The 23,932-nt window shown below is 41.9% G+C and carries 22 protein-coding genes and 1 riboswitch; of the genes, 3 read left to right on the plus strand and 19 right to left on the minus strand.

Translation table 11 applies throughout. From position 1 onward, the window contains the following. Positions 1–6: 6 nt before the first annotated feature. From B1K52_RS02240 to B1K52_RS02265, 6 genes are all read right to left on the minus strand, one after another. Positions 7–630, minus strand: a complete 624-nt coding sequence (locus B1K52_RS02240) for a YesL family protein (protein WP_077304968.1) — start codon at positions 628–630, stop codon at positions 7–9. 65 nt (positions 631–695) lie between these two features. Then, a complete protein-coding gene (locus B1K52_RS02245) occupies positions 696–1,535 on the minus strand; it encodes a carbohydrate ABC transporter permease (RefSeq protein WP_077304972.1) in 840 nt (279 codons plus the stop codon). After that, positions 1,535–2,476: a carbohydrate ABC transporter permease gene (locus B1K52_RS02250; RefSeq protein ID WP_077304975.1), complete on the minus strand. Its 942-nt coding sequence runs from the start codon at positions 2,474–2,476 to the stop codon at positions 1,535–1,537. Before B1K52_RS02250 ends, B1K52_RS02245 begins: the two co-directional genes overlap by 1 nt. A 12-nt stretch (positions 2,477–2,488) precedes the next feature. Next, entirely contained in the window at positions 2,489–4,015 is a 1,527-nt protein-coding gene (gene arfA / locus B1K52_RS02255) for an arabinosylfuranosidase ArfA (protein ID WP_077304978.1), read from the minus strand. A gap of 241 nt (positions 4,016–4,256) precedes the next feature. Then, entirely contained in the window at positions 4,257–5,597 is a 1,341-nt protein-coding gene (locus tag B1K52_RS02260; RefSeq protein WP_077305845.1) for an ABC transporter substrate-binding protein, read from the minus strand. Between the two features lie 303 nt (positions 5,598–5,900). Further along, a complete protein-coding gene (locus B1K52_RS02265) occupies positions 5,901–7,028 on the minus strand; it encodes a GntR family transcriptional regulator (RefSeq protein ID WP_077304981.1) in 1,128 nt (375 codons plus the stop codon). 232 nt (positions 7,029–7,260) lie between these two features. Between B1K52_RS02265 and B1K52_RS02270 the strand changes: the two genes are divergently transcribed. Next, on the plus strand, positions 7,261–7,950 hold the full coding sequence (locus B1K52_RS02270; RefSeq protein ID WP_077304984.1) for a YjjG family noncanonical pyrimidine nucleotidase: 690 nt from the start codon (positions 7,261–7,263) through the stop codon (positions 7,948–7,950). An 84-nt stretch (positions 7,951–8,034) separates the two neighbouring features. Here B1K52_RS02270 and araA read toward each other — a convergent pair whose 3' ends face one another. Genes araA through araD form a run of 3 tightly spaced genes read right to left on the minus strand, consistent with a single transcriptional unit; the run spans position 8,035 to position 11,928 of the window. Continuing rightward, a complete protein-coding gene (gene araA, locus B1K52_RS02275) occupies positions 8,035–9,507 on the minus strand; it encodes an L-arabinose isomerase (protein ID WP_077304987.1) in 1,473 nt (490 codons plus the stop codon). A gap of 12 nt (positions 9,508–9,519) precedes the next feature. Continuing rightward, positions 9,520–11,214, minus strand: coding sequence for a ribulokinase (locus B1K52_RS02280; protein WP_077304990.1), 1,695 nt, complete (start codon positions 11,212–11,214; stop codon positions 9,520–9,522). Positions 11,215–11,226: 12 nt separating this feature from the next. Continuing rightward, positions 11,227–11,928: an L-ribulose-5-phosphate 4-epimerase gene (araD, locus tag B1K52_RS02285; RefSeq protein ID WP_077304993.1), complete on the minus strand. Its 702-nt coding sequence runs from the start codon at positions 11,926–11,928 to the stop codon at positions 11,227–11,229. A 225-nt stretch (positions 11,929–12,153) separates the two neighbouring features. Between araD and B1K52_RS02290 the strand changes: the two genes are divergently transcribed. Next, entirely contained in the window at positions 12,154–12,702 is a 549-nt protein-coding gene (locus tag B1K52_RS02290) for a DUF4825 domain-containing protein (protein ID WP_179106430.1), read from the plus strand. 57 nt (positions 12,703–12,759) lie between these two features. On the opposite strand, the gene B1K52_RS02295 is transcribed toward B1K52_RS02290, so the two are convergent. From B1K52_RS02295 to B1K52_RS02335, 10 genes are all read right to left on the minus strand, one after another. Then, positions 12,760–13,353, minus strand: a complete 594-nt coding sequence (locus B1K52_RS02295; protein WP_256855820.1) for a type 1 glutamine amidotransferase family protein — start codon at positions 13,351–13,353, stop codon at positions 12,760–12,762. A 23-nt stretch (positions 13,354–13,376) separates the two neighbouring features. Beyond that, on the minus strand, positions 13,377–13,805 hold the full coding sequence (locus B1K52_RS02300; RefSeq protein ID WP_077304999.1) for a GNAT family N-acetyltransferase: 429 nt from the start codon (positions 13,803–13,805) through the stop codon (positions 13,377–13,379). Positions 13,806–13,816: 11 nt separating this feature from the next. Next, positions 13,817–14,281, minus strand: coding sequence for a GNAT family N-acetyltransferase (locus B1K52_RS02305; RefSeq protein WP_077305002.1), 465 nt, complete (start codon positions 14,279–14,281; stop codon positions 13,817–13,819). A 258-nt stretch (positions 14,282–14,539) separates the two neighbouring features. Next, positions 14,540–15,259 carry an AAA family ATPase gene (locus tag B1K52_RS02310; protein ID WP_077305005.1) on the minus strand — a complete coding sequence of 240 codons (720 nt, stop codon included), beginning with the start codon at positions 15,257–15,259 and terminating at the stop codon, positions 14,540–14,542. Between the two features lie 211 nt (positions 15,260–15,470). Further along, the gene (locus B1K52_RS02315; RefSeq protein WP_077305008.1) at positions 15,471–16,658 is read right to left on the minus strand and encodes an acyl-CoA dehydrogenase family protein; all 1,188 of its coding nucleotides are present in this window, start codon (positions 16,656–16,658) and stop codon (positions 15,471–15,473) included. Positions 16,659–16,779: 121 nt separating this feature from the next. Then, positions 16,780–16,882, minus strand: a riboswitch (SAM riboswitch). A 392-nt stretch (positions 16,883–17,274) separates the two neighbouring features. Next, the gene (locus tag B1K52_RS18170; protein WP_256444542.1) at positions 17,275–17,361 is read right to left on the minus strand and encodes a putative holin-like toxin; all 87 of its coding nucleotides are present in this window, start codon (positions 17,359–17,361) and stop codon (positions 17,275–17,277) included. Between the two features lie 164 nt (positions 17,362–17,525). Further along, the gene (locus B1K52_RS02320) at positions 17,526–18,731 is read right to left on the minus strand and encodes an aminotransferase class V-fold PLP-dependent enzyme (protein ID WP_179106431.1); all 1,206 of its coding nucleotides are present in this window, start codon (positions 18,729–18,731) and stop codon (positions 17,526–17,528) included. 145 nt (positions 18,732–18,876) lie between these two features. Next, on the minus strand, positions 18,877–19,569 hold the full coding sequence (locus B1K52_RS02325; protein WP_077305015.1) for a DUF4937 domain-containing protein: 693 nt from the start codon (positions 19,567–19,569) through the stop codon (positions 18,877–18,879). Between the two features lie 410 nt (positions 19,570–19,979). After that, entirely contained in the window at positions 19,980–20,357 is a 378-nt protein-coding gene (locus B1K52_RS02330) for a DUF4870 domain-containing protein (RefSeq protein WP_256855821.1), read from the minus strand. Between the two features lie 251 nt (positions 20,358–20,608). Beyond that, positions 20,609–21,481 (minus strand): YitT family protein, encoded by an 873-nt coding sequence (locus B1K52_RS02335; protein WP_077305018.1) that lies wholly within the window; start codon positions 21,479–21,481, stop codon positions 20,609–20,611. 470 nt (positions 21,482–21,951) lie between these two features. Here B1K52_RS02335 and fbp point away from each other — a divergent pair, with 470 nt between their 5' ends. Then, positions 21,952–23,883 carry a fructose-1,6-bisphosphatase gene (gene fbp / locus B1K52_RS02340; RefSeq protein WP_077305021.1) on the plus strand — a complete coding sequence of 644 codons (1,932 nt, stop codon included), beginning with the start codon at positions 21,952–21,954 and terminating at the stop codon, positions 23,881–23,883. The last annotated feature ends 49 nt before the right edge of the window (positions 23,884–23,932 follow it).

Raw genomic sequence — 23,932 nt, forward strand, 5'->3', positions numbered from 1 at the left:
AATGAATTAGCTCGCTAATTGTTTTTGCTGTTTCATCGTGTTGAATACTTTCAGGCTCAGCCACATCCATCCGAAGGCACTGAAACTGAAACAGAAGAACAGCAGCAGTACAGGCAAACCGATGGAATGATACAGAACCGCAAATAAAAGCACCCCAATCGAGAGCGTCATATGAAACCTCGTGAGGCCAATAATGAATGCATTCTTCACTATCTGGAAAGTTCCTGCCTTATATTGCGCCAGCAACGGAAAACTCCAGATGACGACTGTCACATAAAACAAAATGAGGACGTAGAAAAGGAATGGAACTAGGAAGAACAACTGCCCATCCGCCTGCCCGATAAGCAGAAAGTTGATATACAGAATGAACCCTGCTGCTGCCAGCAGCCATCCGAGCTTGTTCGCTGCCCAAAATTCTTCTTTGTAAGCGCGACGGAATGCTGGATGAAGCTTTACTTCCTCCCCATTCAATAGTTTTCGAGAAACCTGTAAAGCAGCTACTGTTGCCGGCGCCACACCAGCAATGAACAAACCTAACAGACTGTATAGTAAAAACAAGGCATTCAAATAGGCAAAACGTGTAATCCATAACAGCGTTTTATCTAAGTTTTTCAACCCTTTTTTCAGCATCTTCCTAACCCCTTTCCTTTAATACACAGGCTGCTAGTTCAATAGACAAACTAGCAGCCCACCCATCAGCCTTTCACACCGCCGACAGTCAAACCAGAAATAAAGTAACGCTGGAAGAATAAGAACAGAATAACGATTGGAATAATCGTCATGACCGACCCAGCAATCAGGATGTCGTAGTTGTTGCCGTATGGTGTTAGCAGTGTTGCGAGTCCAAGCGGCAATGTGAACATATCATTCGATCGGAGCACCAAAAGCGGCCATAGGAAGTTATTCCAGCTGCCCAGCCCTTGCAAAATAGCCATTGCTGCAAGTGACGGCCCCATTAACGGCAGCATAATTTTAAAGAAGATACCGTATTCGGTGGATCCATCAATCCGAGCTGCGTCCATTAATTCTTTCGGCAAGCCAAGTGCATATTGCCGGAAAAAGAACACAGCTACAGGTGCCACTATGCCCGGCAGGATGACGCCTAGATACGTATCAACCAGCATCATATCAATCATGAGCTGGAAGAGCGGCAGCATAAGAATCTCAAATGGCACCATAAGGATAAACACTACAGCGACAAAGAAAAGATTACTGCCTTTAAAGTCGTACATCGCAAGCGCATAGCCGACCATGGAAGAAAAGAAGAGGGACAGGACGATCATGAGCGCTGAAATCCATAAACTGTTTCCATACCAAGTCCAATATTCTGCCGACTGGGTAAAGATGTACGTGTAGTTGCTTAGCGTTAATTCACTCCAAGGAAAACTGAACGATATCCCATTCCGCATTAGGGAAGAAGACGGGATAAACGAAGACAGCACCATACTGATAATCGGGAAAAGCGCAATCAAGCTGACGATGGCCATGACAACAGTGGCAATGATGCTGAGCAGTTTACTGTTATTCTTTTTCATCATCTGCCCTCCTTCTTAAATGTTCCTGTCGCAATCAAGTAAATAATACTGATGACGAAGATGATAAGCATGAGCACAACGCCTAATGCAGCACCAAAGCCCATGTCGTTTTGCTGAATTCCTTGCTGATAAATATAAGCCGCAATAGAAAGACCAATGTTACCTGGTGAACCGACCGCCCAGAATACATAACTCTCTTCGAACATTCGGAAACCATTAATAATGGTAATCGTACTAACGAATACAATGATTGGCTTCAGCATTGGCATCGTGATAAAACGGAAACGCTGCATTCTTGTTGCACCATCAATTTGTGCTGCTTCATACATTTCATCCGGCACGTTCTGCAAAGCAGCTAGGAAGTACAGTATATTTACGCCTATCCAGCGCCAGCTGGCTAGGAGTACCATGAGCAAGATTGCCGCCCACGGCGAAAACATCCATTTTACAGAATCAAACCCGAAAAATCCGATGAACTGGTTTGCTACTGCACTGTCTTGTTCACTGAACATGAAGCGAAAGATCATCCCGCCGACGATTGTTGATGTAAGGGCAGGAATAAACAGTGATGCTCGGAAAATATTTCGGAAACGCACATGCTTCGAATTCAGTATAACGGCGAGTACCATCGGAATGATGGTCAAAATCAATACGGTGAGAATAACATAAATCGTCGTATTCGATACAGCTCGGTAGAACGTCGGATTGAATACACGTTCATAATTGCTCATCCCAATGAATTCCACTTGTCCTGGCAGCACGCTCTGAAAACTCATCATCACACCTTGAATAGCTGGATAAACGGTAAACAGAAGCAGTGACAAAACAAATGGTGAAATGAAAACAAAAGGCACTACTTTTTTAGAATTTAGAAATCGGACGAACTTGTTTTGTTTTTTTCGATCTGGTACCGGTGTCACTGGATTTGTAACTGTGTTCACAACAATCCCCCCTCACGATTCGTTAGATTTTGTTTTATGCAGCCGAATGACATTCCAAGAAGTTCGATGCAGCTGCGCATGTAGCTTCCCATCTGCCAAGCTGGAATCTCCGTTTGTATGCGGGGTCACACGTGCTGTATCTTCTGTGTTAGCGGCTTTCAAGTCATGATGCTCTAGTACAATATGTTCTTTAATCGTGTAGCCTTCAAAGCTTCGCACATCCACCTCAAGCGGAATCGTGTCTTCTAAGTGTTTATTGACGAGGAAAATGGTTAATCCTTCTCCTTGTTCATCGTACACAGCTGCACAATCAATAAATGGTACATCTGTGAAATCTTTGCTGTCGTATTTCGGAGATGAAAGGATTGGCTGTAAGCTTACCCCCCGGCCAAATACAGATGCGTGCAAGTAAGGATAATAGATTGTCTGTTTCCAAGATTGACCGTTATTTTCGGTCATGATCGGCGCAATAACATTCACGAGCTGTGCCATACACGCCATCTTCACGCGGTCTGCATGGCGAAGCATCGTAATCAGCATACTTCCCACCAGCAAGGCGTCCTCAAAATTGTAGACATCCTCTAACTGCGGCGGCGCTACTGTCCACGGCTCCAGCTTTTCATCATGCTCTCTGGAGTGATACCAAACATTCCATTCATCAAAGCTTAAGTTGATCGTCTTCTTGCTGCGGTGTTTCGCTTTGATATAGTCACAAGTTGCGGTTACTGTTTTAATAAAATGATCCATGTCCATGTTCTTTGCCAAATAGTTAGCAGGATCATTGGAACTGTTGCCGTAATATTGATGAAGTGATATAAAATCAACTTCTTCGTAAGCGATATCAAGTGTTGTTGCTTCATATTCCGGGAATGTCGGCATATCCGTATTAGAGCTGCCGCATGCTACTAGCTCAATTGTTGGATCAACAAGCTTCATTGCTTTGCCTGTTTCTTTTGCAATTTTTCCATATTCGGCAGCTGTTTTCTGCCCTACCTGCCATGGACCATCCATTTCATTACCTAAGCACCACGTTTTGATTTGATGTGGCTGTTCATAGCCATGTGCTCTGCGTAAATCGCTCCAGTACGTGCCACTTGGATGATTGGTATACTCAATTAAGTTACGTGCAGCATCGATGCCTCTCGTACCAAGGTTTACTGCCATCATCACGTCTGCTCCTGCTTTTTTCGCCCAATCAACAAATTCATTCGTTCCCATTTCATTTGTTTCGATTGTGCGCCACGCTAGCTCCAGCCGTCTCGGTCTTTCTTCTTTTGGTCCGACGCCATCTTCCCAGTTATAAGCAGACACCATATTACCGCCAGGGTAACGGACAATTGGTACTTGCAGTTCCTTGACCAGATCAATTACATCTTTTCGAAAACCTTGTTCGTCCGCTTCCGGGTGGCCTGGTTCATAAATGCCGCCATATACTGCTCTTCCAAGATGTTCAATAAACGAACCGTAAATACGTTGATCGACCTCGCTGATTTGATAACTCTTATCCAGCACCATTGTCGCTTGCAGCTTATTTGCCATTCATTCCACTCCCTTTATATTGATAACGCTTACAAATATAGTAAAAAAAGAAGGCGATTCGCATCGCGCCTTGTACGAACATATTTTGGAGACACCTCGTTAACTGGAAATATGTACGTATAAGTTTATATATTTAGTATAGTCAGAAATCACTTTAAAAACAAGCATTTTTTGCAACATTAACTATACAAAAAACCGAGCAGCTTGCAGAACCGCTGCTCGGAGATAGTTAAAATCATCCTTATTTTTTCATGGTGCTCTCAATCTTATCAGCAGCCTCTTTCATTGCTTCCTCTGGTGTTTTGTTCTTCTGCCTTAACACAGAATCGGCGATGATTGTGTTATATTCAGTGGAGACATCTGGTGTACTTTCCGTAATATTAAGCGTGTTGATTTCATCTTTTACTTCCAACAACATATCGAAGATGCCATCACCAAAGAATTGATAGTATTTGTTATCTTCTTTGACTGCATCGCTTTCCCATACATCCCAGCGAGGCGGGTCAAATCCAAGAACCTTCCACAAGTTAATGCTTCCCTCTTCTGAAATCTTCGTATACGCAAGGAATTCTTTAGCCAGATCCGTACTTTCGGACTGGTTTGTTACCGCTGTGCCTGTTCCGCCCATACCAGCTGAACGTTTGCCGCCTTCTTCCCACGCAGGAAGTGGTTTAATCGCAATCTTCCCTTCCATCTCTGGCATATTATCAAGGAAACGCCCCATATACCAAAGCGGAGCTAAAATGGCAGCAGATTTACCTTCTGTGTAATATTTATAAAAGTCTTCTGACTGGTTTGTTCCGCCAGGAGTAAGCTCTGCAATTTTATCTGTATAAACCGTGTCATAAAGGAATTGCAATGTATCTATATTTGTTTCGTTATCGAGTGTCAAATTTCCTTCTGTATCAAAAAAATCAGAATCCTGCTGAGAGACCATCGGCCATAGATCCATTAAGAAGTCGGCAGTTCCGACGTTCCACATGAACGCATCTGTCTTTTCTGTTACTTGTTTGCCAGCTTCTACAAAATCATCCCAAGTCTGGATGGAATCAATATCAACGCCAGCTTGATCCATGATTTCTGTATTGTAATACATCACTGTGGCGCCTACATGTGTTGGTACTCCATAATATTCTCCGTCTTTTGCATATAATTCAAAACGAGCTGTGACGGAATCGTCCAATACTGGCTCTACATATTCATTCATCGGTTCCAGCTGCGGCTTACCCTGCAAGAAGTTTGGAAACTTACTCAATTCAATATCTGCAATATCTGGTGCACCTTTACCAGACTGCAAGCTTAGCAGCAAATTGTTGTGCATCTGGTCAAATGGATATGTTTCTGCTGTAAGCTTGATCGGCCGGTCCGGAAATTCTTTATTCCAGCGTTCTGCCGATTCTTTAAACAAATCCATATGCTGCCCAACAAATGTCCAATAAGTCAATTCTGTTGCACCCTCTAAATCTGCGCCAACAACTTCTGTTTCATCCGCTTCACTGCCTCCACCGCCGCTGCCTTTACTGCAAGCAACTAATACGACAATCATGAGACCAATCATCAGCGTTTTTAAAACTTTCTTCATCAAAGCTACCCCCTCATTTTTATTCATGGCAAGCACTTCTTTGAAAGCGTTCACTAAAGAGGTCATACCTCCCTTACCGTAATCAGCTAACGTGAGACAGTCTGGATGATAGCGCATACATTTTTGTTCGTCAGCTTTTACGATGCGTGTTACATCTATCCTAGCACCATGATACCAATCAGTCAATAAGTTTTCTCTCTTTTTCACCAAAACTTATACGAACAACTTTAGGAACCTATTTCATAGCACATTTTTTTATTCATGATAGTAAAAAAGCTGAACAAACGTCAGCTCTCTTTGTTTCTATATCTTTTCTAATCTATTTACCCCTATTGCTTGTGTTGAATTTCTCGTTACCAGCTCCGTCGGAAATACAACACTATCAATTGTCTTCCCTGAGCCCTTGCCATGCTTGCTTTCAATCAAATCTATAATCAACTTGCCCGCTGCTCGGCCAAGTTCAGCTTTTGGATGCTCAACTGAAGTAAGTTTCACTTCTGATAACTCAGCTAAGTTAGAATTATCGAATCCAACAATCGACATATCTTGCGGGACCTTCATATCCCGGGTACGCAGTACATCGAGCAACTTGATTGCGAGCTCATCATTGTAGCAAACTAGTCCCGTCGGCTTTGCATCTGCTTGATCAAGCAGCACTTCAAGCTCATGTATTGGCTTCTGATGCTTTTCTTCTGTTTTGTACGTGACAATATGTTTAGGGTTGATTGGTACTTTGTTTTCGCGATGCGCCTTCAAGTATCCTTTCATCCGAAGTGTTCCTTGCATATCGTCCGTCTTGAAGAAACCAACAATATCACGATGTCCTTGCTGAATCAGATGTTCGGTTTGCAAAAACGCACCACGTTCATCGTCCACAAGCACCCGAAACGGCTCCAGCGCATCATAGTAAGCATTAATCATAATGTAGGGAATTTGAAGTCGCTCTAAATTCAAATAATAATTGATATTTGGATTGGCAGAAGCACTTTTCGTCGGCTCAATAATTGCGCCGTCAAAGCCTGTCGTAATAATCCGCTCCAAGTATTCTCGTTCTTTTTCATGGTTATTATCGGTGTTGAATAAGCTCACATTATAGCCATGTTCACTTAGAAAGGCCTCTGCTCCCCGAATAATTGATGGAAAGATATAATCAGAGATGTAAGTAGTCACAATAGCAATATTTTTATTCTGCATACCATTCTGCTGCAGCTGATGCTTGGAACGATCCGCACAAAATGTACCTGCACCTTGCTCTCGGTAAAGCCAGCCTTCATTCACCAGCTCACCTATTGCCAGCCGCACCGTATGACGGCTAACATCGAACTGCTTCATCATGACACTCTCGGATGGAATTTTCGCATGCGGCTCATACGTACCATCGAGGATTTTGGACTTGATTGCTTGTTTTACAATTGCATACTTTGTCTGCATAACTCACACCAGCTTCCTTGACATGTTCGTATAAGTTAGCATACCACAGGTGATGGGAAAGGCGCACTATGTTGTTATCTATTACGGTAAGATCTTTCTGTTTCAGGCAGGACATATCCATCTATTTTTCTCTATGTTCTCTTATGGTAGTATCAGAGCAGCAGCAAATAATACATAAGATGCGCGCTCAACCTATAAGAGAACGCTCGTTTTATTGGAGGACAGTACCATAATGAAAAACTACCAGGCTTTATTTTTTGATGTAGATAATACAATTCTCGATTTTACGAAAACGGAGCAGGAAGCCCTCCCTCTTCTATTTCAACAACATGGATTGCCAATAGATGAAGAAGCCATGACAGTCTACCGCACCATTAATAAGCGCCTATGGAGTTCCTTTGAAAAAGGAGAAATTGATCGGGATACAGTTGTGCAGTCAAGATTCCGTGAGTTTTCTGCGCTTTACGGCCGTGAAAATAATGGTGCAGAATTAGATGCAGCTTATCGCGAGCTGTTAGGACAAGGAACACATATGATAGTTGGCGCTGCCGAAGTATTAGAAGAACTGAGCAAGCACTATCCGCTTTACATCGTGACGAACGGCGTTTCTGAAACACAATATCGTCGCCTAAAAGCAACCGGCCTGCTGCCGTATTTCCAGTCTGTTTTCGTCTCCGAAGACACTGGCTTCCAGAAACCAATGGCCGAATTCTTTGATTATGTGTTTGAACGCGTTCCCGACGTAAGCCCGAGCCATTCCCTCATTATTGGCGATTCGTTAGCAGCTGACATACAGGGAGGTCATAAAGCTGGTATGGATACATGCTGGTTTAACCCTGGCAAGCTACAGAATCATCTACCAGTAGTGCCTGATTATGAAATAACTGTATTAGAAGAACTCAAGCGTTTACTTGCTATATGATTCAGCAATTTCTAAGTAGAGATAAATTGTGATTAAAAACTATTATTCAAAAAAGATGTGCAAAAACGCACATCTTTTTTGTTCTTATCTCCACACTGCCTGATTCCACTGCAATTCTTTTCGGAATTGCTTTAACTTTGTATCGTTATCAATTGTTACACATTCTATGCCAATTATGTCAGCAAAGTCTTCCAGCTGCTCAGCGGTCAGGGTAAAGGTAAGCGCAGTATGGTGAGCACCTCCAGCATAAATCCACGCTTCTGTCGCTTCACTTAAAGATGGCTGCGGCTTCCACAATACTTTGGCTACCGGCAAGTTTGGTGTTTCTCTTTCTGCCTCGACGGCATCTACTTTATTGATGATCATACGGAAACGGCCGCCGAGCTCAATGATGGAAACGTTAATTGCTTCACCGGCAATCCCATCAAATACGATTCGCGCTGGATCATCTTTGCCGCCGATGCCTAACGGGTGCACTTGAATAGATGGTCTGTTTTTGGCAACTGTCGGACAAACTTCCAGCATATGTGATCCTAAGATTAATTCCGCACCTTCTTCTAAATGGTACGTGTAATCTTCCATAAAGGATGTTTTTTCATTATTGGCCATTGCCTTTAGCAGACGAACGAGTGCTGCTGTACGCCAATCTCCTTCGCCAGCAAAGCCGTAACCTTGCGCCATCAGATGCTGAACAGCGAGTCCTGGCAGCTGGTTCATTCCATGCAAATCTTCGAAGTTCGTACTGAACGCTTGGTAACCGCCTCGATCTAAAAAGCGCTTTAATGCCACTTCTATTTTGGCCTGTTCACGCACAGAAGCTACCTGTTCTGCTTCTGTCGGCAGATCGTACACTTCCTTATAAGCCGCAACGAGGTCATCTACATCTGCGTCACTTACTTCATTCATTTCCGCAACAAGATCACCAATGCCATAATAATCGACAGTCCAGCCAAACTTAATTTGTGCTTCCACTTTATCACCGTCAGTAACGGCAACGTTACGCATGTTATCGCCAAATCGCGCTACCTTGATTTGCTGACTTTCGTTAACGCCAACAGCTGTTGTCATCCAATCAGCAATGCGCCCCTGTATTTTGGCATCGCCCCAATAGCCGACTATCACTTTTCTAGCTTTGTTAAGACGTGTTCCCATAAAGCCATATTCACGGTCGCCATGAGCGGCTTGATTCAAGTTCATAAAGTCCATGTCAATGGTATCCCAAGGTACATCACGGTTGTACTGCGTATGCAAATGCAAAAGCGGCTTCTGCAGCGTCTTTAGTCCGCCAATCCACATTTTCGCTGGTGAGAACGTGTGCATCCACGTAATCAAGCCCGCACATTCTGGATCGGCATTTGCCTCCAAACTCACTCGCTGTATGTCTGCTGCGTTCGTGAGCACCTCTTTAAAGGTAATTGGAAATGGCAGATTGCCTTGCTCATTTAATTTATGGATCAAATCCTCCGAATTACCTTGCACTTGCTTTAGTGTTTCTTCCCCATATAAATGCTGACTTCCTGTAACGAACCAAAATTGATAAGGCTTTACTTGTAACATGATTTCTCCCCCTTAGTTCTGTGCAGTCAATTTTCTTTCCGATTGTGAACGAATTCCTTTTAAACGCTTCATGACATCATTGGCTCCGCGTCCGAAATAGTCATGCAGCGCATTGTATTCCTCGTAAAGCCGCTCATAAATGTCCACATTTTCTGGGATAGGCTGTATGACTTCTTCCTTTACCCGCGCCATATGTTCAGCTGCCTCCAGGATGCTGTCATAGCCACCAGCATCTGCTCCTGCTGCAACAGCGCCAAACATAGCTGCTCCAACAGCTGGTGTCTGTACTGAGTCAGCAATATAAATCGGCCGGTTCGTTACATCAGCAAAAATTTGCATAAGCAGCTTATTTTTCTGCGGCAGTCCGCCACATGCATATAATTCATCAACAGCTACACCATTTTGATGGAAAGCGTCTACAATTTTACGCGTGCCAAAGGCAGTCGCTTCCAGCAGCGCCCGATATACTTCTTCTGGTTTGGTCTGCAGTGTCAGCCCAATGATAAGGCCGCTCAGTTCTGTATCCACGAGCACAGATCGGTTGCCATTCATCCAGTCCAGCGCTAGCAAACCTGTTTCTCCTGGACGATAAGCAGCCGCATGAGCTTCCAGCCACTGGTGCACATTCTGTCCAGCTGCTTCTGCCTGCTTGTGCACATATTCCGGCACTTGTTCATCAACGAACCAGCCAAAAATATCACCAACTGCCGACTGCCCAGCTTCATAACCATAGTAGCCTTCAATAATACCGTCCTCAACCACTCCGCACATGCCTTCGACAGTGCGTTCTTCTGTGCCAAGCACCATATGGCAAATAGAAGTTCCCATCGCCATTACCAATTTGCCCGGCGTCACCACACCCATTGCTGGCACTGCCGCATGAGCATCCACATTTCCAACAGCCACTGCAATACCTGCCGGCAGATTCATCGGTACAGCAAGCGAGGATTGCAATTCGCCAGCCTTGGAACCGAGCGGATAAACCTCCCCGCGCAGTTTTGTTTCAGTCACATCTCGCAACGCAGGATGCAGACTGCCGAAGAAATCTTGCGAAGGATAGCCGTCTTGCTTATGCCATATTGCTTTGTATCCAGCAGTACAGCTATTTCGTTTCAATTCACCTGTAAGCTGCGATATTACCCAATCTGTTGCTTCGATAAATTGATCTGCCGCCTCATACATTTCTGGTGCTTCATCTGCAATTTGCCAGATTTTTGGTATCATCCACTCGGAGGAAATCTTGCCCCCATACCGGGAAAGAAAAGCCTCACCTTTGTCTTGCGCAATGTCATTTAACTTATTGGCCTCATCCTGCGCAGCATGGTGTTTCCAAAGCTTCACCCAGCTATGGGGATTATCACGATATAACGGGTTAAAGCACAATGGTTCCAGATTTTCGTCGACTGGCAGCATCGTGCAGGCAGTAAAATCAATTCCTAAGCCGATGACGTCTGCCGGTTCCACACCTGCTGTTTTCATCACAGCTGGCACGGAATTCCGCAGTACGTCCAGATAATCCATTGGATGCTGCAAGGCCCATTCATAGCCTAATGCTTTATCTAAATGCGGAAGCTTTACATCCATTACCCCATGCGCGTACGCTGTTACATGGTCAGCCATCTCTATTCCATCACGTAAACGGACGAGCACTGCTCTGCCCGACTGCGTGCCATAATCAATTCCGATTGTGTATTTTTCCGTCCCCATTTGCATTTCCTCCTATGTGGTCTTCTGGCCGTAATAGGCACCTGCACCATGTTTTCGCAGATAATGTTTATCCAGCAGTACTTGATCCATATCGTCCACCTGGTGATCCAGCTGATAAGATAAATGCGCAAGTCTGGCTACTTCCTCCAAAACAACAGCATTATGCACAGCTTCCGCAGGTGATTTCCCCCAGTTAAATGGTGCATGCTTATGCACGAGCACACTTGGAATTTGATTTGGATCTAAGCCTTGCTTTTGAAATGTCTCGACAATGACATTGCCTGTCTCTAACTCATAGTTATGCTGTATCTCTTGTACAGTCATCGGCCGCGTACAGGGCACTGTTCCATAGAAGTAGTCCGCATGAGTTGTCCCAAGTGCCGGCACCCCTTTGGCTGACTGCGCGAAAGCTGTCGCCCATGTGGAATGCGTATGCACGATGCCGCCAATAGCCTCAAAATGCTTATACAAAACAAGATGGGTTGCTGTATCCGATGAAGGCTTCAAATCTCCCTCCACCACTTCACCATCCAAGTTGACAACAACCATGTCTTTCACGGTTAGCTTCTCATAAGCCACACCGCTAGGCTTAATCACAACCAATCCGGAATCCCTATTGATACCGCTTACATTTCCCCATGTAAAAGTTACCAGCTCATGCTTCGGCAGATCCAGGTTCGCTTGCAGCACCTGTTCCTTCAAATCATTCAGCATCAGGTCCACCTCTTCTTGTACGTATATTTAACTCCTTAACGTGATTTTAACTTAATTGGTACGTACAATCAATCTATTTTTCTTCGATTCTGTCATCTTACACGTACAAGTGAAGAATAGGGGTGCTATTTTTTCATGTCAGCTAAAATTCTTGGTAATGGTATATTTTTCTTTCACACTGCTTGTGTACTGCGTTACGATAGAAGAAAAAGCAGGTGGGTGTTTATGAAGAAAAAGATATCCGGAATCATTGGTCTTCTGCCATTCCTATGTATTACTGCTTGTTCCTCTGCTGATGAAGACATAAGCATTGAAACGGTGGATTATCATGCGTTAGCTGATTATGAAGAAACGTACATAGGTAACAACAGTGATGTTGGAGCTATCCTCACGAAGCTTCCGGGCAGCAATGCGCTGGAAGAGACAAGCTTGTCTGATGGAAATCTGATGGTACAGTATGATACAAATAAAATTGACAAACAAAAAGAAAATGCGTGGTACAACAAACAATCAGAAATCCAGGAAGTCTTTCTCCACAATATCCTGTATCTCTCTGCTTTAATTAAAAATGAAAAAAACATTACCTTAACTTTGCAAAGCGACGAAACGAACTATCAAATTGAACTCTCATCTTCGGAATTGGAGAAATTTCTAAACATTGACTTGGCAGAAAAAATAAAGCATGAGCAAGAATGGAATAGCTATTTAGAAGAGAAATTGCGAGCAGAAAATCAGCGTAAACTAGTGAAAAAATATCCATTACAAGTACAATGATTTTTATTTATAGCGAACACAGAAATGTCCGGGATAATTTCTGTGCTCGCTTTATTATTAACCCTTAAAATCAATCGCTCCTTGCTTAAAGAAACGGTACCAGCCGTCAATTTTTTCTTCTTCCCGCACTCTAAGCAGCTTCAGTATTTCCCTTGCAAACTCTAAAGGCGCGGTACCATTCGCAGTGATCAAATCTTCCTCACGCACTGCTTGAGAATGAACGTACAAGTTTTCACCTTTGTAGGCAGGTGCACCTTCTTGCAAGTACTCCAAACTATTACTGGTATGCGGCACTTTATCTAAGAAACCATATCTCCCCAGAAAAACGGTAGCATCGCAAATGGCTGCAATAGGGATGTCCTTTGCTGCACAATGCGCTAGCAGCTCTTTTACTGGAACAGCAGCAGCTTCCCTCCATGTGTTTCCGCCCGGGAGAATGAGCATGTGAATATCCTCGTGCTTTAATACCTCCTCTAAGCTATAGTCAGGAAGCACTGTAAATCCGCCAATAGAGGAAACCGGCTGGCCATCTAAGGTTACTGTTTTTACTGTATAACCAGAGTGCGGCGCTTGCAGCTCGGCTGCCGTATAACTCGCTTCCCAATCAGCGTATTGCTCTGTCAAAAAGATAAGTACCGTTTTATTCATCATACTGCCACCTCCCTTTTTCGCAGCTAAACATCTCGGCTTAAAAACATTAATCTTCCAATCTCGTTAAAGCCATTTCTTTTATAAAATGTCTCCGCAGGCAGTCCGCGATCTGTCAGTAAGCTGATTGTCTCTGCGTCTGTAGTTTTAAGAAGATAATGCATTAACGCCTTGCCTACACCTTTACTTTGCTGATCAGTTCGCACACACATCTCATTGATAAAAAATTCATCACCTGACCACCACTTTCGTTTCACCCCAAAGATGAAGCCGATAATATTTTGATTTTCTACTGCTAAAATCCCTGTAAATCCAGGTGTGTGATAAAAATCCTTCAAGTATTGCTGTGCCGCTTCTGGAGTCCAAGCTTCATTCCACGGCTCCTCACAGAAAACATTCGCGAAGATATCACTGCACACTTCTAGATCGCTTTCCATACATGCACGCATGTTCATAAAAACTCCTCCTACAGTTTCTTTGTCTTCACGATAGATGCCGTTTCATACCCTAATCGCTCATATAATCGCTGGGCACCCTCGTTTGCTGCAAATACATTGAGCGCCATCCTGCCAACGCTTTCTCGCCTCGCCACTTCTTCAACCAATGTCAACGCTGCATGCGCATACCCTTGCTTACGGAATGCTTCTTCTATGTAAATATGATAGATGAATACGCGATCTCGCTCAGCCTGTATGTTATACCAAATGATTCCGACATTCTGTTTTTTCTCCTCACAAAAAACATGCCCAATATATTGACCGTTTTTTCTGTTCTCTTCAGATAGAAGCTTGTATGTTTTTTCAGCATCACGAAGTGCCACTTCTTTCGGAATACCTTGGTTACTTGATACATTCTCTGCATAGATGGGGCTCTGTAACTCTATGTACTTCTGAACTTCCTCTGCGGTCAATTCTTGTAATGAAATCTCCATCAACCAACCTCCTATATTTTGTATATTTCTATTGTACAGGAATGTGCAATAAAAGCGTGGTTATCTATAGCACTTTAGGGGTTTTATATCGTTTGTACATAGAAATATGGAAAATAAAGGAGGTGTAATGGATTGGGATCTGATTCTCTTCACGTTTCTCGTTATTTATTCGCTTACAATTACTTTCTTCTATTTGTCTTAAAGGCTTTGGAAAAGAGACAACGAAAGGAATACCTGCAAGGCAGCGACCAACCTTACCTAATCTTCCATAAATAAATAATTCAAGTACGCATCGCGATTTTGCAGAAACCCTCGTGTTATTTGATAATGTTCTGTTTCTTCATAATCAATCTGCTGAATTCCCTCCTCGCTGAAGTGCAGAATCTCTGCATCAGGGTATCCGAGCAATATAGGCGAATGTGTTGCAATAATGAATTGCACATCACCTGTTTTCTCAAGATCACGGATGAGACGAAGAAAGGAGAGCTGCCTTTGCGGGGACAGTGCAGCCTCCGGCTCATCAAGCAAGTAGATTGCCTTACCGCCGAAACGATTTTGGAACAAAGAAAGAAATGCTTCCCCGTGAGATTGATGATGCAGCGACTTACCACCATACGCATCAAACGAACCTATTTCATCAATATGCGAGGCAAAATGGTAAAAAGATTCTGCTCGTAGGAAAAAACCATTTGTCACCTTTGGCAGCCAAGAAAGCCGGATATAATCCGCTAGTGCAGCTTCCGATGCGTCAACATCATATGTATTATTCCGACCGCCTCCTGCAGTATTGAATCCGCATATATCTGCGATTGCTTCCATTAAAGTTGATTTTCCACTTCCGTTTTCCCCGACAAAAAAGGTAACCGATTTATTAATATTCAGCTCGTCCAGCTGTCGGAGTGCCGGGATGGAAAATGGATATACACACTGCTTATATGCAGTGTGCTCTTGCAAGAGTTTGACTCTTTTTAGGAACAATTCTTCAGCTCCTTTTATGCTGATTGCTTACACAACTAACATACAATAATTTTGTATAACGATATTCGCCTCCTTAACATTTCGCTGCTTATGGCAGTAAATCCTCTGTCTTTCCGCTTCCGTCCCACAGCAAGAAATCAAACGAAAGCTAAAAAAACGGAGAGAAGCCTTCTTACATGCTTCTCTCCGTCTCGCAAAAACAGCCTTGCCTTTATGAGTACACAGTTGGCGTTGGATACTCACCAGTTAACACCCATTGTCCTATGTTTTTCCGTTTATATTCAATTGGATTATGAAGAGAATGTGTGCGGACATTTCGCCAAAAACGATCAAAATTATTTTTTCTAGTAGCTGAACGAGCACCCATTACTTGAAAAATGCTGCTTGTTACATGTAAGGCTACCTTCGTACCAAAAGCATTCGCTGCTCCAGTTAAAAGAACTGTTTCTCCTCGTTCTTCTTTGGTTAGGGAACGGTCTCTGTTCCAAGCTTCATCGACTTTATCCCCCGCCTTTTCGACTAACTGAACAGCAGCCTGAATATCAATCCAAAATTCTCCGAAACTTCGTTGAATAAATGGATCATCGGTAGCTTTTTCATAATCTGTAAGATACCAAGGCCGTGATTTAGTAATCGTATAATTTTTTGCTTCTTCTAGTGCTCCTTCAGCAGAACCAACAAATACATTTGCTAAAACAATCTGAGATAAAATAGCATCAAATGTAGCAAATGGTGTTCCTTTCGATTCTGTTAAATCAATGATCTCATCTGCTTCTACTACAACATTGTCGAAAGTAACGGATCCACTATCCGTTTGCCTTTGCCCCATTCCATCCCAATCATCATGAATGGTAATCCCATCTCTAGAAGTAGAGATAATGCCAATGTACAGGGTGTTTTTTTCAAAACTGTCGTACCACGTGATAGCTAAACGATCAGAATCCTTTGCTCCTGTGCTGAACGTGTTATGTCCATTTACAACAAATACTTCTCCCACTCTTTCTCCAATTAAACTAGGTTCAATCGGATTAGACGAGTTTCCCCAGAACCAATTGTTTTTTGCTGATTCTCTATAAAAATGCTCCTTTTGTTTCGCAGTACCTGCAATATGCGGCAAAACAGTTTGAAAAGCATGGTAGCCATACAAATGACCAAGTGCTGCATCCGTCTTCGCTAGTTCGCGAACAATCCGAAGAACAAGTGACCAAGGCTGCCCTTCCCCGCCGTATTCTTTTGGGATATGAAGTTTTAATAGCCCGCTGTCTCTTAGTGCGTCTCGCTGTGCCTTAGCCGTACCGCCTGCTCTATCACGTCTTGCTGCATCCTCTCCAAACGTTTGAGCCAGTAGTTCTGCCGTTTTCAGGTATTGCGCTGATTCCTGTACAATCGTTGTTTCCATTGTAAGCTTCCACTCCCATTCATTTTTATCAATTCTTCGAGGACACTGCTTCAACACGAAATGTGCACAAAAAAACCTCTTCTAAAATAAGAAGAGGTTTTCTAACCGTTCACTTTTACTCCTCTTATCTCTCAAGCATACGCTTGCTGGAATTGGCACAGTGCTTAAAAAAGTCTGTTGCCGAGGTATCGCAGGGCCAGTCCCTCCACCTCTCTTGATAAGCTTATTTGATTGTTACTTGAAAATATAATCCATGCGAAAATCAAAGTCAATACTTTTCTGAATAATTTATAATTTGAATAATCATGTACACTTGGCTATCGATTTCTCTTCCTTATTTTACTAACAACACAATGTTCTAAGCTGAAATGCTAGTGCATGTTAAAACGGTTTGAAAAAAGCAAAATGAGGTAACAGAAATGTAATCAATTTTTGTGCCAATAGTCACATGACAATACCTTCCATCTGCGCTACTATAATATTTGTGCATAGAAAAAGACCGTCCGGTGCTGCCAACACCAATCGGTCTGTCTAGGAATAGCATGATTCCCTAGGGGATTTGCGCGAAAAAAGAGGTAAGATAACCATCCTTCTCGAGCTGCCAACTCAAGGGTGGTTATTTTTTCTGGTTCTTGTCAGACATGATTGCAACAATTAACGTTCCAAAGCCGATCATCAACGTCAACGCCTCTGCCACCGTCATCCGCTACACCACCCTCCATGAAACAAAAGGTAATGCGCAAACCACCCTTGAGTCACCTATGCTATTGTCCTACAATTATAACAGAGGATTTAAAAAGCCCATACGTTACAAAAGTCCATATTTTGCCAAAGCATCCGTTACTTTAGCACCTTAAGCAAGCCTTGTTACTTCAGTGAATGTATCGCTTCCAGTACCTGATCAATCTCTTCCGGTGTGTTGTAGATGCCTGGGGTTAAACGTGCAAATGTGGTTTGGTATGGAGCAACTGTCCCGATTATCTTCTTATCATGCAGTTTTTTTATTACATTCTTCGATTTCATTCCTTTTACTTCAAATGCAGTAATACCCGCTGATAATTCATCTGCAATTGGTGTATGCAGTGTGACATGGGACATGGAAGCCAAACCTTCTTTTACTTGTCTATTCAGCTGATGAACTCTTTCATAAATAGCCTCTTTGCCAATATCCAATGCAAACTCAAATGCGTCCTTCAACGCCCATCTATGCTCCATTGAATGAAAACCGCCTGGGGTCATTTGCACCCCGTTCATCGCTTTTGGGTGCTCTTCGTTTAGGGTTACCATACTCAGAATAGTATACGAGGGGATTACGGGTGTCACAGAACCCCAAGCTTCCTTTTTGGCAGCGACAAAACCTGTACCGCGAGGACCGTACAGCCATTTGTGGCAGCTTGTAATAAAGAAATCACAGTCCAGTTCCGGGAAGGTTTCTGTTTCAATGCCAAAACCGTGCGTACCGTCCAATACGACGATAATTTGGTTTGCCTTTTCACGTTGCTTATTAACCTTCTTTAGTTGGTTCATAAACTTCTTTACAGGGAACTTTAGCCCGGTATCAGACTGTACCCAAGTCAAGCCAATCACAACCGTATTGTCCCTTATTTCGTTCAGCAGCGCCTGCACAAGGCTTTCTTCTGTTACATCTTTCATCTGATGGTAAATTGGCACTTCACGGAAGCTGGCGCCTGTCCGATTCACCACCTGCCGTATTGCTTCCTGATGAGAGTAGTGGTTATGTTCCGGTGTGAGAATATCATGCTCTTCATTAATATTTAAACCTGTATAAATGATACCCAAGCCCATCGTAGCGCTATCTGTCAATGCAATAAGATTAGGGTCATCAATTCCCATATACTGCACAAGCTTCTTCCTAACCTGCAATGGAAAATTCTCTTCATTATTTTCCGTGAAGTTCGTCGGATTCTCATCCAATTGCTTCCGGTACTTCTCAATTGCGTCCCGAATATGCTTCGGATGTGATACAAAATATTGTGACGTACCAATATGTATGTACTCTCTATCTAAATTAAATAATGCTCTAACTTTATCCCAATCCACTTGTTTAGCCATTATCCTTGCTCCTCTTCTCATCGTAAAATCTTCCATCATTTCATTATGAGAAGAGAAGCAGGGTTTTATACTTAAAGGGTAAAACATAGGTGACAGTTCTAGCTTATTAAGTATCAATCCCTATAGTTTACATTCCTACTGGATACTAAAAGAAGCAAATATCCTGCAGCAGAAGATAAATATAATGTTTGCCCTTTTTCTGCCTAACATGTACTAGTTTTTCGTACAATCCAATTCTTCTCGACAACAAAGCTGAAACCCTCTGCAAATCTGCATATGTATGAATGTCTGCTGCTTGGAATAATTCCGGAAACCTATTTTCTGGATAGCATTCATCCTTTTCAAGACTATCCCATCCAGTTACTGTTAAAAATAAGTTTTCTTGTTTGTATGATTCTCCAAAAATCGTTCTCCCCACTTTTCCGGCTGATAACATCCCCGGTACCAACACTTGTGTGAAATGGAACTTCTGCAGCCTGTTAACTAGAAACCGCTCAATTCGAATACAGCTGCTGTCTGTAAAGTAATCAGCTGTTTCTTTAACTTCTGGAAACGGAAGAGATATAGCAAAGGTTCCCACTTCTATGTGTTGTATAGATGGAGATTGAGGTATATTTTCATATATTTCGTCATGCATATTATTCATAAAATAGTGATAAGAATTGGCATCTTCCCACATGGAAACTATATGCGCCATCTGATTATCTTTGATGTCCCATCCGCCAATTTGCCCTAAAAACCCTGATATTGTATTCAATTGATTCCACGAAGCTTGTCCACTATTAAACATAGCTTCTTTTCCTGTACAAACCTGACATTTAATTAGTTTTAATAGCAAGTCTGCCCTGCTCCTTTAATAAAGAAGTATGTAAAGATAAGAGAGCATCGTATTACAGAAGTCTCTCCGGCTCTTCTGCATACCATTCCACAAACCCACAATTACTGCACACGTTGGGATTAATCTTTGTATGTTTTTTATTACTAAAAAGTTTTTCACCTGCAGGATTCTTAACGGTCAGTCCTTTGAAACCTTCATCTGCGTAACAAACAATCATATTGCCATTGCATCTTGGACAACTGATACTAACCCTCCTCATAAGATTAGATTCACTAATACATATACGGATCGTTATTATATAGGTTTCAGAACGCTTTTAGTTTTTAGGTTTTATGTGCAGACAACAGATTATAGATAGATCTATTAAAAAAGGACACTCGATAAAGTATCCTTTCGCTAAATCTATTTTATTACGAAACGAATTTAGCAGCCATGTTACCAATAAACGGAAGCTTATAATATTCTTCCTGGTGTGCTTTAGCCATCAAAATAACCCAAAATACTAGTGAGATGGGAGCGATAAGAAGGCTGACCAGCAAGCCGATAATCGGAATAAACACGAAGACAATATGGATAACCAATAAAGATGCAGAAAATAGAATAGACTGTAATGCATGGAAACGAACGAATTCACTATCTTTCTCTAAAACAAAAAATACAATGCCTGTGATTAATCCAAGTGTATAAGATAGCATCGCTGCGGTGTTGGGGTTCATGTTCGTAGAAGTTTTATTGTTTTGATTTGAAGATGCGGCATCTTTATTCTCTGGGATGGGAGTCTCCGTCAATTACAATTCCTCCTTTATAAAGATTGGCAGTGTTAACATCTAACTACTTTGATTATACAATTCGTCCTGGAGATTCATTCCGCTTTCTTGCAGCTATAATGTTATACCCTTTTTCGCATTAATATATCTCCTCTTTTGCTCCCGTTTTAATCGTCGGTAATGACATATCAATAAAAAAAGTTCATCCCTTTTTCTTGGAATGAACTTTTCCTATATGATGATAGTAGAGTTGCTGACATCAATCGTTAAGGTTAGTGAATGTCATTTTTCCTAAAGTTACCGCCTTTAACCTCCGCAACATCATAGATCGTTACGAATGCTCCATCATCAATATCATTGATAATTTCTTTGAGCTTACTTTCTTCCAGACGGTTAATAACACAGGTAATCTCCATAAATTTTTCATGTGTGTAACCACCGTATGCTTCTTTGTATGTCGCACTTCTTCCTAACCGATCACGTATGGTATCGACCATCAATTTCGGGTCGGTAGTAATAATTTTGAAGGTTTTGGATCCGCTAAGACCTTCTTCAACAATGTGGATGACTTTTGAAGCGATAAAGTAGGCAATTGCGGAAAGAATAGCTCCTTTTAAACCGAATACAGTGGAAACAAAGATAAAAACGAACAAGTTAAGGAATAAAATTAGGTCACTTGTTCCAAATGGTAATTTTCGCGCTAACAGCACGGCCAGCATGTCAATTCCATCTACCGCGCCGCCATTACGAAGTGCAAGCCCCATACCTAAGCCTAGAATAATACCGCCGACAACAGTAACGAGCAGTGTATCTCCACCTATAATAGCTGGCGTGTGATGCATAAGTACTGTTCCAACAGATAATGAAGCAATACCAATAACAGAATAAATTGCAAAACTCTTTCCTATCTGTTTATAGCCTAACCACACAAATGGAACGTTAAGAATTGCAATGAGTAAGCCTAGCGGCAGACCGGCTAATTGAGAAATACCGATACTGATTCCCGTGACGCCTCCATCTGATACATTATTAGGAATTAGGACAGTTTCAAGACCATAAGCTGCAATTAATCCCCCGAGAACAACAGCTAGTCCTCGTAAAAAAATAAATAATTTGCTGCGATTGCGTTTCTTGCCTTTAACTATGATATGTCACCTCAATCTACGTAATATCCTTTATTTTATCATATTACAAAGCATGCTGCTGTTATGCCGTTTGTGACGCTGTGACGCTATCACACTAGACGCATTAAAATGTGTCCATGCGTAATTTATCAGGATTATTATTCACAACTGTTGCATTAATTATCAGCTCACACGCTTTTGAATCTAATACTAATTTTTTTCGAAGGATGTAGCATAGTTTGTTTATTAATTTTTGTCCAATCTTCTCCCTTTCCATTCGCGCTAGTCCCTTTATTTTAATAAGATTTTTATACCCTTCCTATTATTGGAAGCAAATTACTTGTATCCCCTAGAACTATATAATACGCTTAAATATAGGGATATTTTTTATTTTCGGGAAAATAAATACAGCACATGATCGTAAGTTTCTCTTATAATAGAATAAGGTAAACTATACATATACGATTTCGTTTTAAAGGAGCTATGCAACGGTGAATACCAAATACTTAGACTTACTGGCACAAAAATATGATACGGAAGAGAAAGTTGTTACGGAGATCATTAATTTAAAAGCCATCCTTAACTTACCAAAAGGGACAGAGCATTTTGTCAGTGATTTGCACGGCGAGTATCAAGCCTTTCAGCATGTGTTGCGCAATGGTTCCGGTAGAGTAAAAGAGAAAATCAGAGATATTTTTAGCGGCAGCATTTATGAGAAGGAAATCGATGAACTGGCTGCATTGGTTTATTATCCGGAAGACAAACTTCAAGTTATCAAAAATGACTTTAATAAAGATGAAGCATTAAATGAGTGGTATAAAAAAACGATTAAACGGCTGATCAAGCTCGTTTCTTATTCTTCCTCTAAATATACACGCTCAAAATTACGGAAGGCGCTTCCTAGCCAGTTTGCTTATATCATTGAAGAGCTTCTATATAAAACAGAAGAAAACGGCAATAAAGAACAATATTACTCCGAGATTATTGAGCAAGTGATTACCCTTGGACAAGCTGAAAAGCTCGTGATTGGACTAGCTTACAGCACGCAGCAGCTAGTCGTAGATCACTTACATGTTGTCGGCGATATTTACGATCGTGGACCAGAACCGGATAAGATTATGGAGGAGCTTATTAATTATCACTCTGTTGACGTGCAATGGGGAAACCATGATGTGCTCTGGATCGGTGCTTTTGCTGGATCAAAAGTGTGCTTAGCGAATATTCTTCGTATTTGTGCACGTTATGATAATCTGGACATCATTGAAGATGCCTATGGTATTAATCTTCGTCCGCTGTTGAATTTAGCGGAGAAATATTATGATGACAATCCTGCTTTTCGTCCAAAAATGCAGACAGATAAAAAAACTTCAGAACATGAGATACAACAGATTACTAAAATGCATCAGGCAATTGCCATGATCCAGTTTAAACTAGAAAGCCCGATTATCAAAAGACGGCCGAATTTCAATATGAAAGAACGCTTGCTGCTTGAAAAAATTGACTATACTTCCAACGACATTACACTAGGCGGCAGCACATATGATTTGAAAAATACTTGTTTTGCTACAATTAATCCGAAACAACCCGATATGCTATTAGAAGAAGAACAGCAAGTTATCGATAAGCTGTTATTCTCTGTCCAGCATTCTGAGAAATTAGCTCGACACATGAATTTCTTGATGCGAAAAGGCAGTCTGTATTTACGATATAACGGAAATCTATTAATTCACGGCTGTATTCCAATTGATGAAAACGGCGATATGGAGAAGATGGAGATTGAAGGCAAGTCTTACGCAGGTCGTGAACTGCTCGATCGCTTTGAAAGGTACCTTCGCGAAGCATTTGCTTCGCCAGAGAAAACAGACGATCTTGCAACGGACATGGTCTGGTATTTATGGACAGGCGAATACTCCTCCCTCTTCGGGAAACGAGCGATGACAACATTTGAACGTTACTTTATTGAAGATAAAACCGTTCATAAAGAAGTGAAAAATCACTATTATTATTTGCGCGAAAATGAAGATACATGTCACAAAATCCTGACAGAATTTGATTTAGACCCGCAACATGGGCATATTATAAATGGGCATACTCCAGTAAAAGAGATTGAAGGCGAAAACCCGATTAAAGCAAATGGACGAATTATCGTTATCGATGGCGGTTTTTCTAAAGCTTATCAATCCACAACCGGCATTGCCGGCTACACCTTGCTGTACAATTCCTATGGCATGCAGCTTGTCGCTCATAAGCATTTTAACTCAAAAAATGAAGTGCTCAACGACGGAACAGATGTCTTATCTGTGAAACGATTGGTCGACAAAGAGCTAGAACGGAAAAAGGTACTTGAAACCAACGTTGGTGAAGAATTATGCCAAGAGATATCCATCTTGAAAGATTTGATGGAATATCGGTATATGAAATAAAGAAAAAAAAGACTCCAAAGCATTAAGCTCTGGAGTCTTTTTTTGTCAG

The organism is Terribacillus halophilus (genome assembly GCF_900162685.1).
GTDB classification, from domain to species: domain Bacteria; phylum Bacillota; class Bacilli; order Bacillales; family Amphibacillaceae; genus Terribacillus; species Terribacillus halophilus_A.

Excerpts from the sequence above, each read along its gene's own strand:
- B1K52_RS02295 (WP_256855820.1), bottom strand. The coding sequence starts at position 13,353 with ATGATGAATAAAACGGTACTTATCTTTTTGACAGAGCAATACGCTGAT.
- B1K52_RS02240 (WP_077304968.1), bottom strand. The coding sequence starts at position 630 with ATGCTGAAAAAAGGGTTGAAAAACTTAGATAAAACGCTGTTATGGATT.
- araA (WP_077304987.1), bottom strand. The coding sequence starts at position 9,507 with ATGTTACAAGTAAAGCCTTATCAATTTTGGTTCGTTACAGGAAGTCAG.
- arfA (WP_077304978.1), bottom strand. The coding sequence starts at position 4,015 with ATGGCAAATAAGCTGCAAGCGACAATGGTGCTGGATAAGAGTTATCAA.
- B1K52_RS02260 (WP_077305845.1), bottom strand. The coding sequence starts at position 5,597 with ATGAAGAAAGTTTTAAAAACGCTGATGATTGGTCTCATGATTGTCGTA.
- B1K52_RS02305 (WP_077305002.1), bottom strand. The coding sequence starts at position 14,281 with ATGGAGATTTCATTACAAGAATTGACCGCAGAGGAAGTTCAGAAGTAC.
- B1K52_RS02320 (WP_179106431.1), bottom strand. The coding sequence starts at position 18,731 with ATGGCTAAACAAGTGGATTGGGATAAAGTTAGAGCATTATTTAATTTA.
- B1K52_RS02265 (WP_077304981.1), bottom strand. The coding sequence starts at position 7,028 with ATGCAGACAAAGTATGCAATTGTAAAACAAGCAATCAAGTCCAAAATC.
- B1K52_RS02280 (WP_077304990.1), bottom strand. The coding sequence starts at position 11,214 with ATGGGGACGGAAAAATACACAATCGGAATTGATTATGGCACGCAGTCG.
- araD (WP_077304993.1), bottom strand. The coding sequence starts at position 11,928 with ATGCTGAATGATTTGAAGGAACAGGTGCTGCAAGCGAACCTGGATCTG.
- B1K52_RS02315 (WP_077305008.1), bottom strand. The coding sequence starts at position 16,658 with ATGGAAACAACGATTGTACAGGAATCAGCGCAATACCTGAAAACGGCA.
- B1K52_RS02300 (WP_077304999.1), bottom strand. The coding sequence starts at position 13,805 with ATGAACATGCGTGCATGTATGGAAAGCGATCTAGAAGTGTGCAGTGAT.
- B1K52_RS02290 (WP_179106430.1), top strand. The coding sequence starts at position 12,154 with ATGAAGAAAAAGATATCCGGAATCATTGGTCTTCTGCCATTCCTATGT.
- B1K52_RS02245 (WP_077304972.1), bottom strand. The coding sequence starts at position 1,535 with ATGAAAAAGAATAACAGTAAACTGCTCAGCATCATTGCCACTGTTGTC.
- B1K52_RS18170 (WP_256444542.1), bottom strand. The coding sequence starts at position 17,361 with ATGACGGTGGCAGAGGCGTTGACGTTGATGATCGGCTTTGGAACGTTA.
- B1K52_RS02270 (WP_077304984.1), top strand. The coding sequence starts at position 7,261 with ATGAAAAACTACCAGGCTTTATTTTTTGATGTAGATAATACAATTCTC.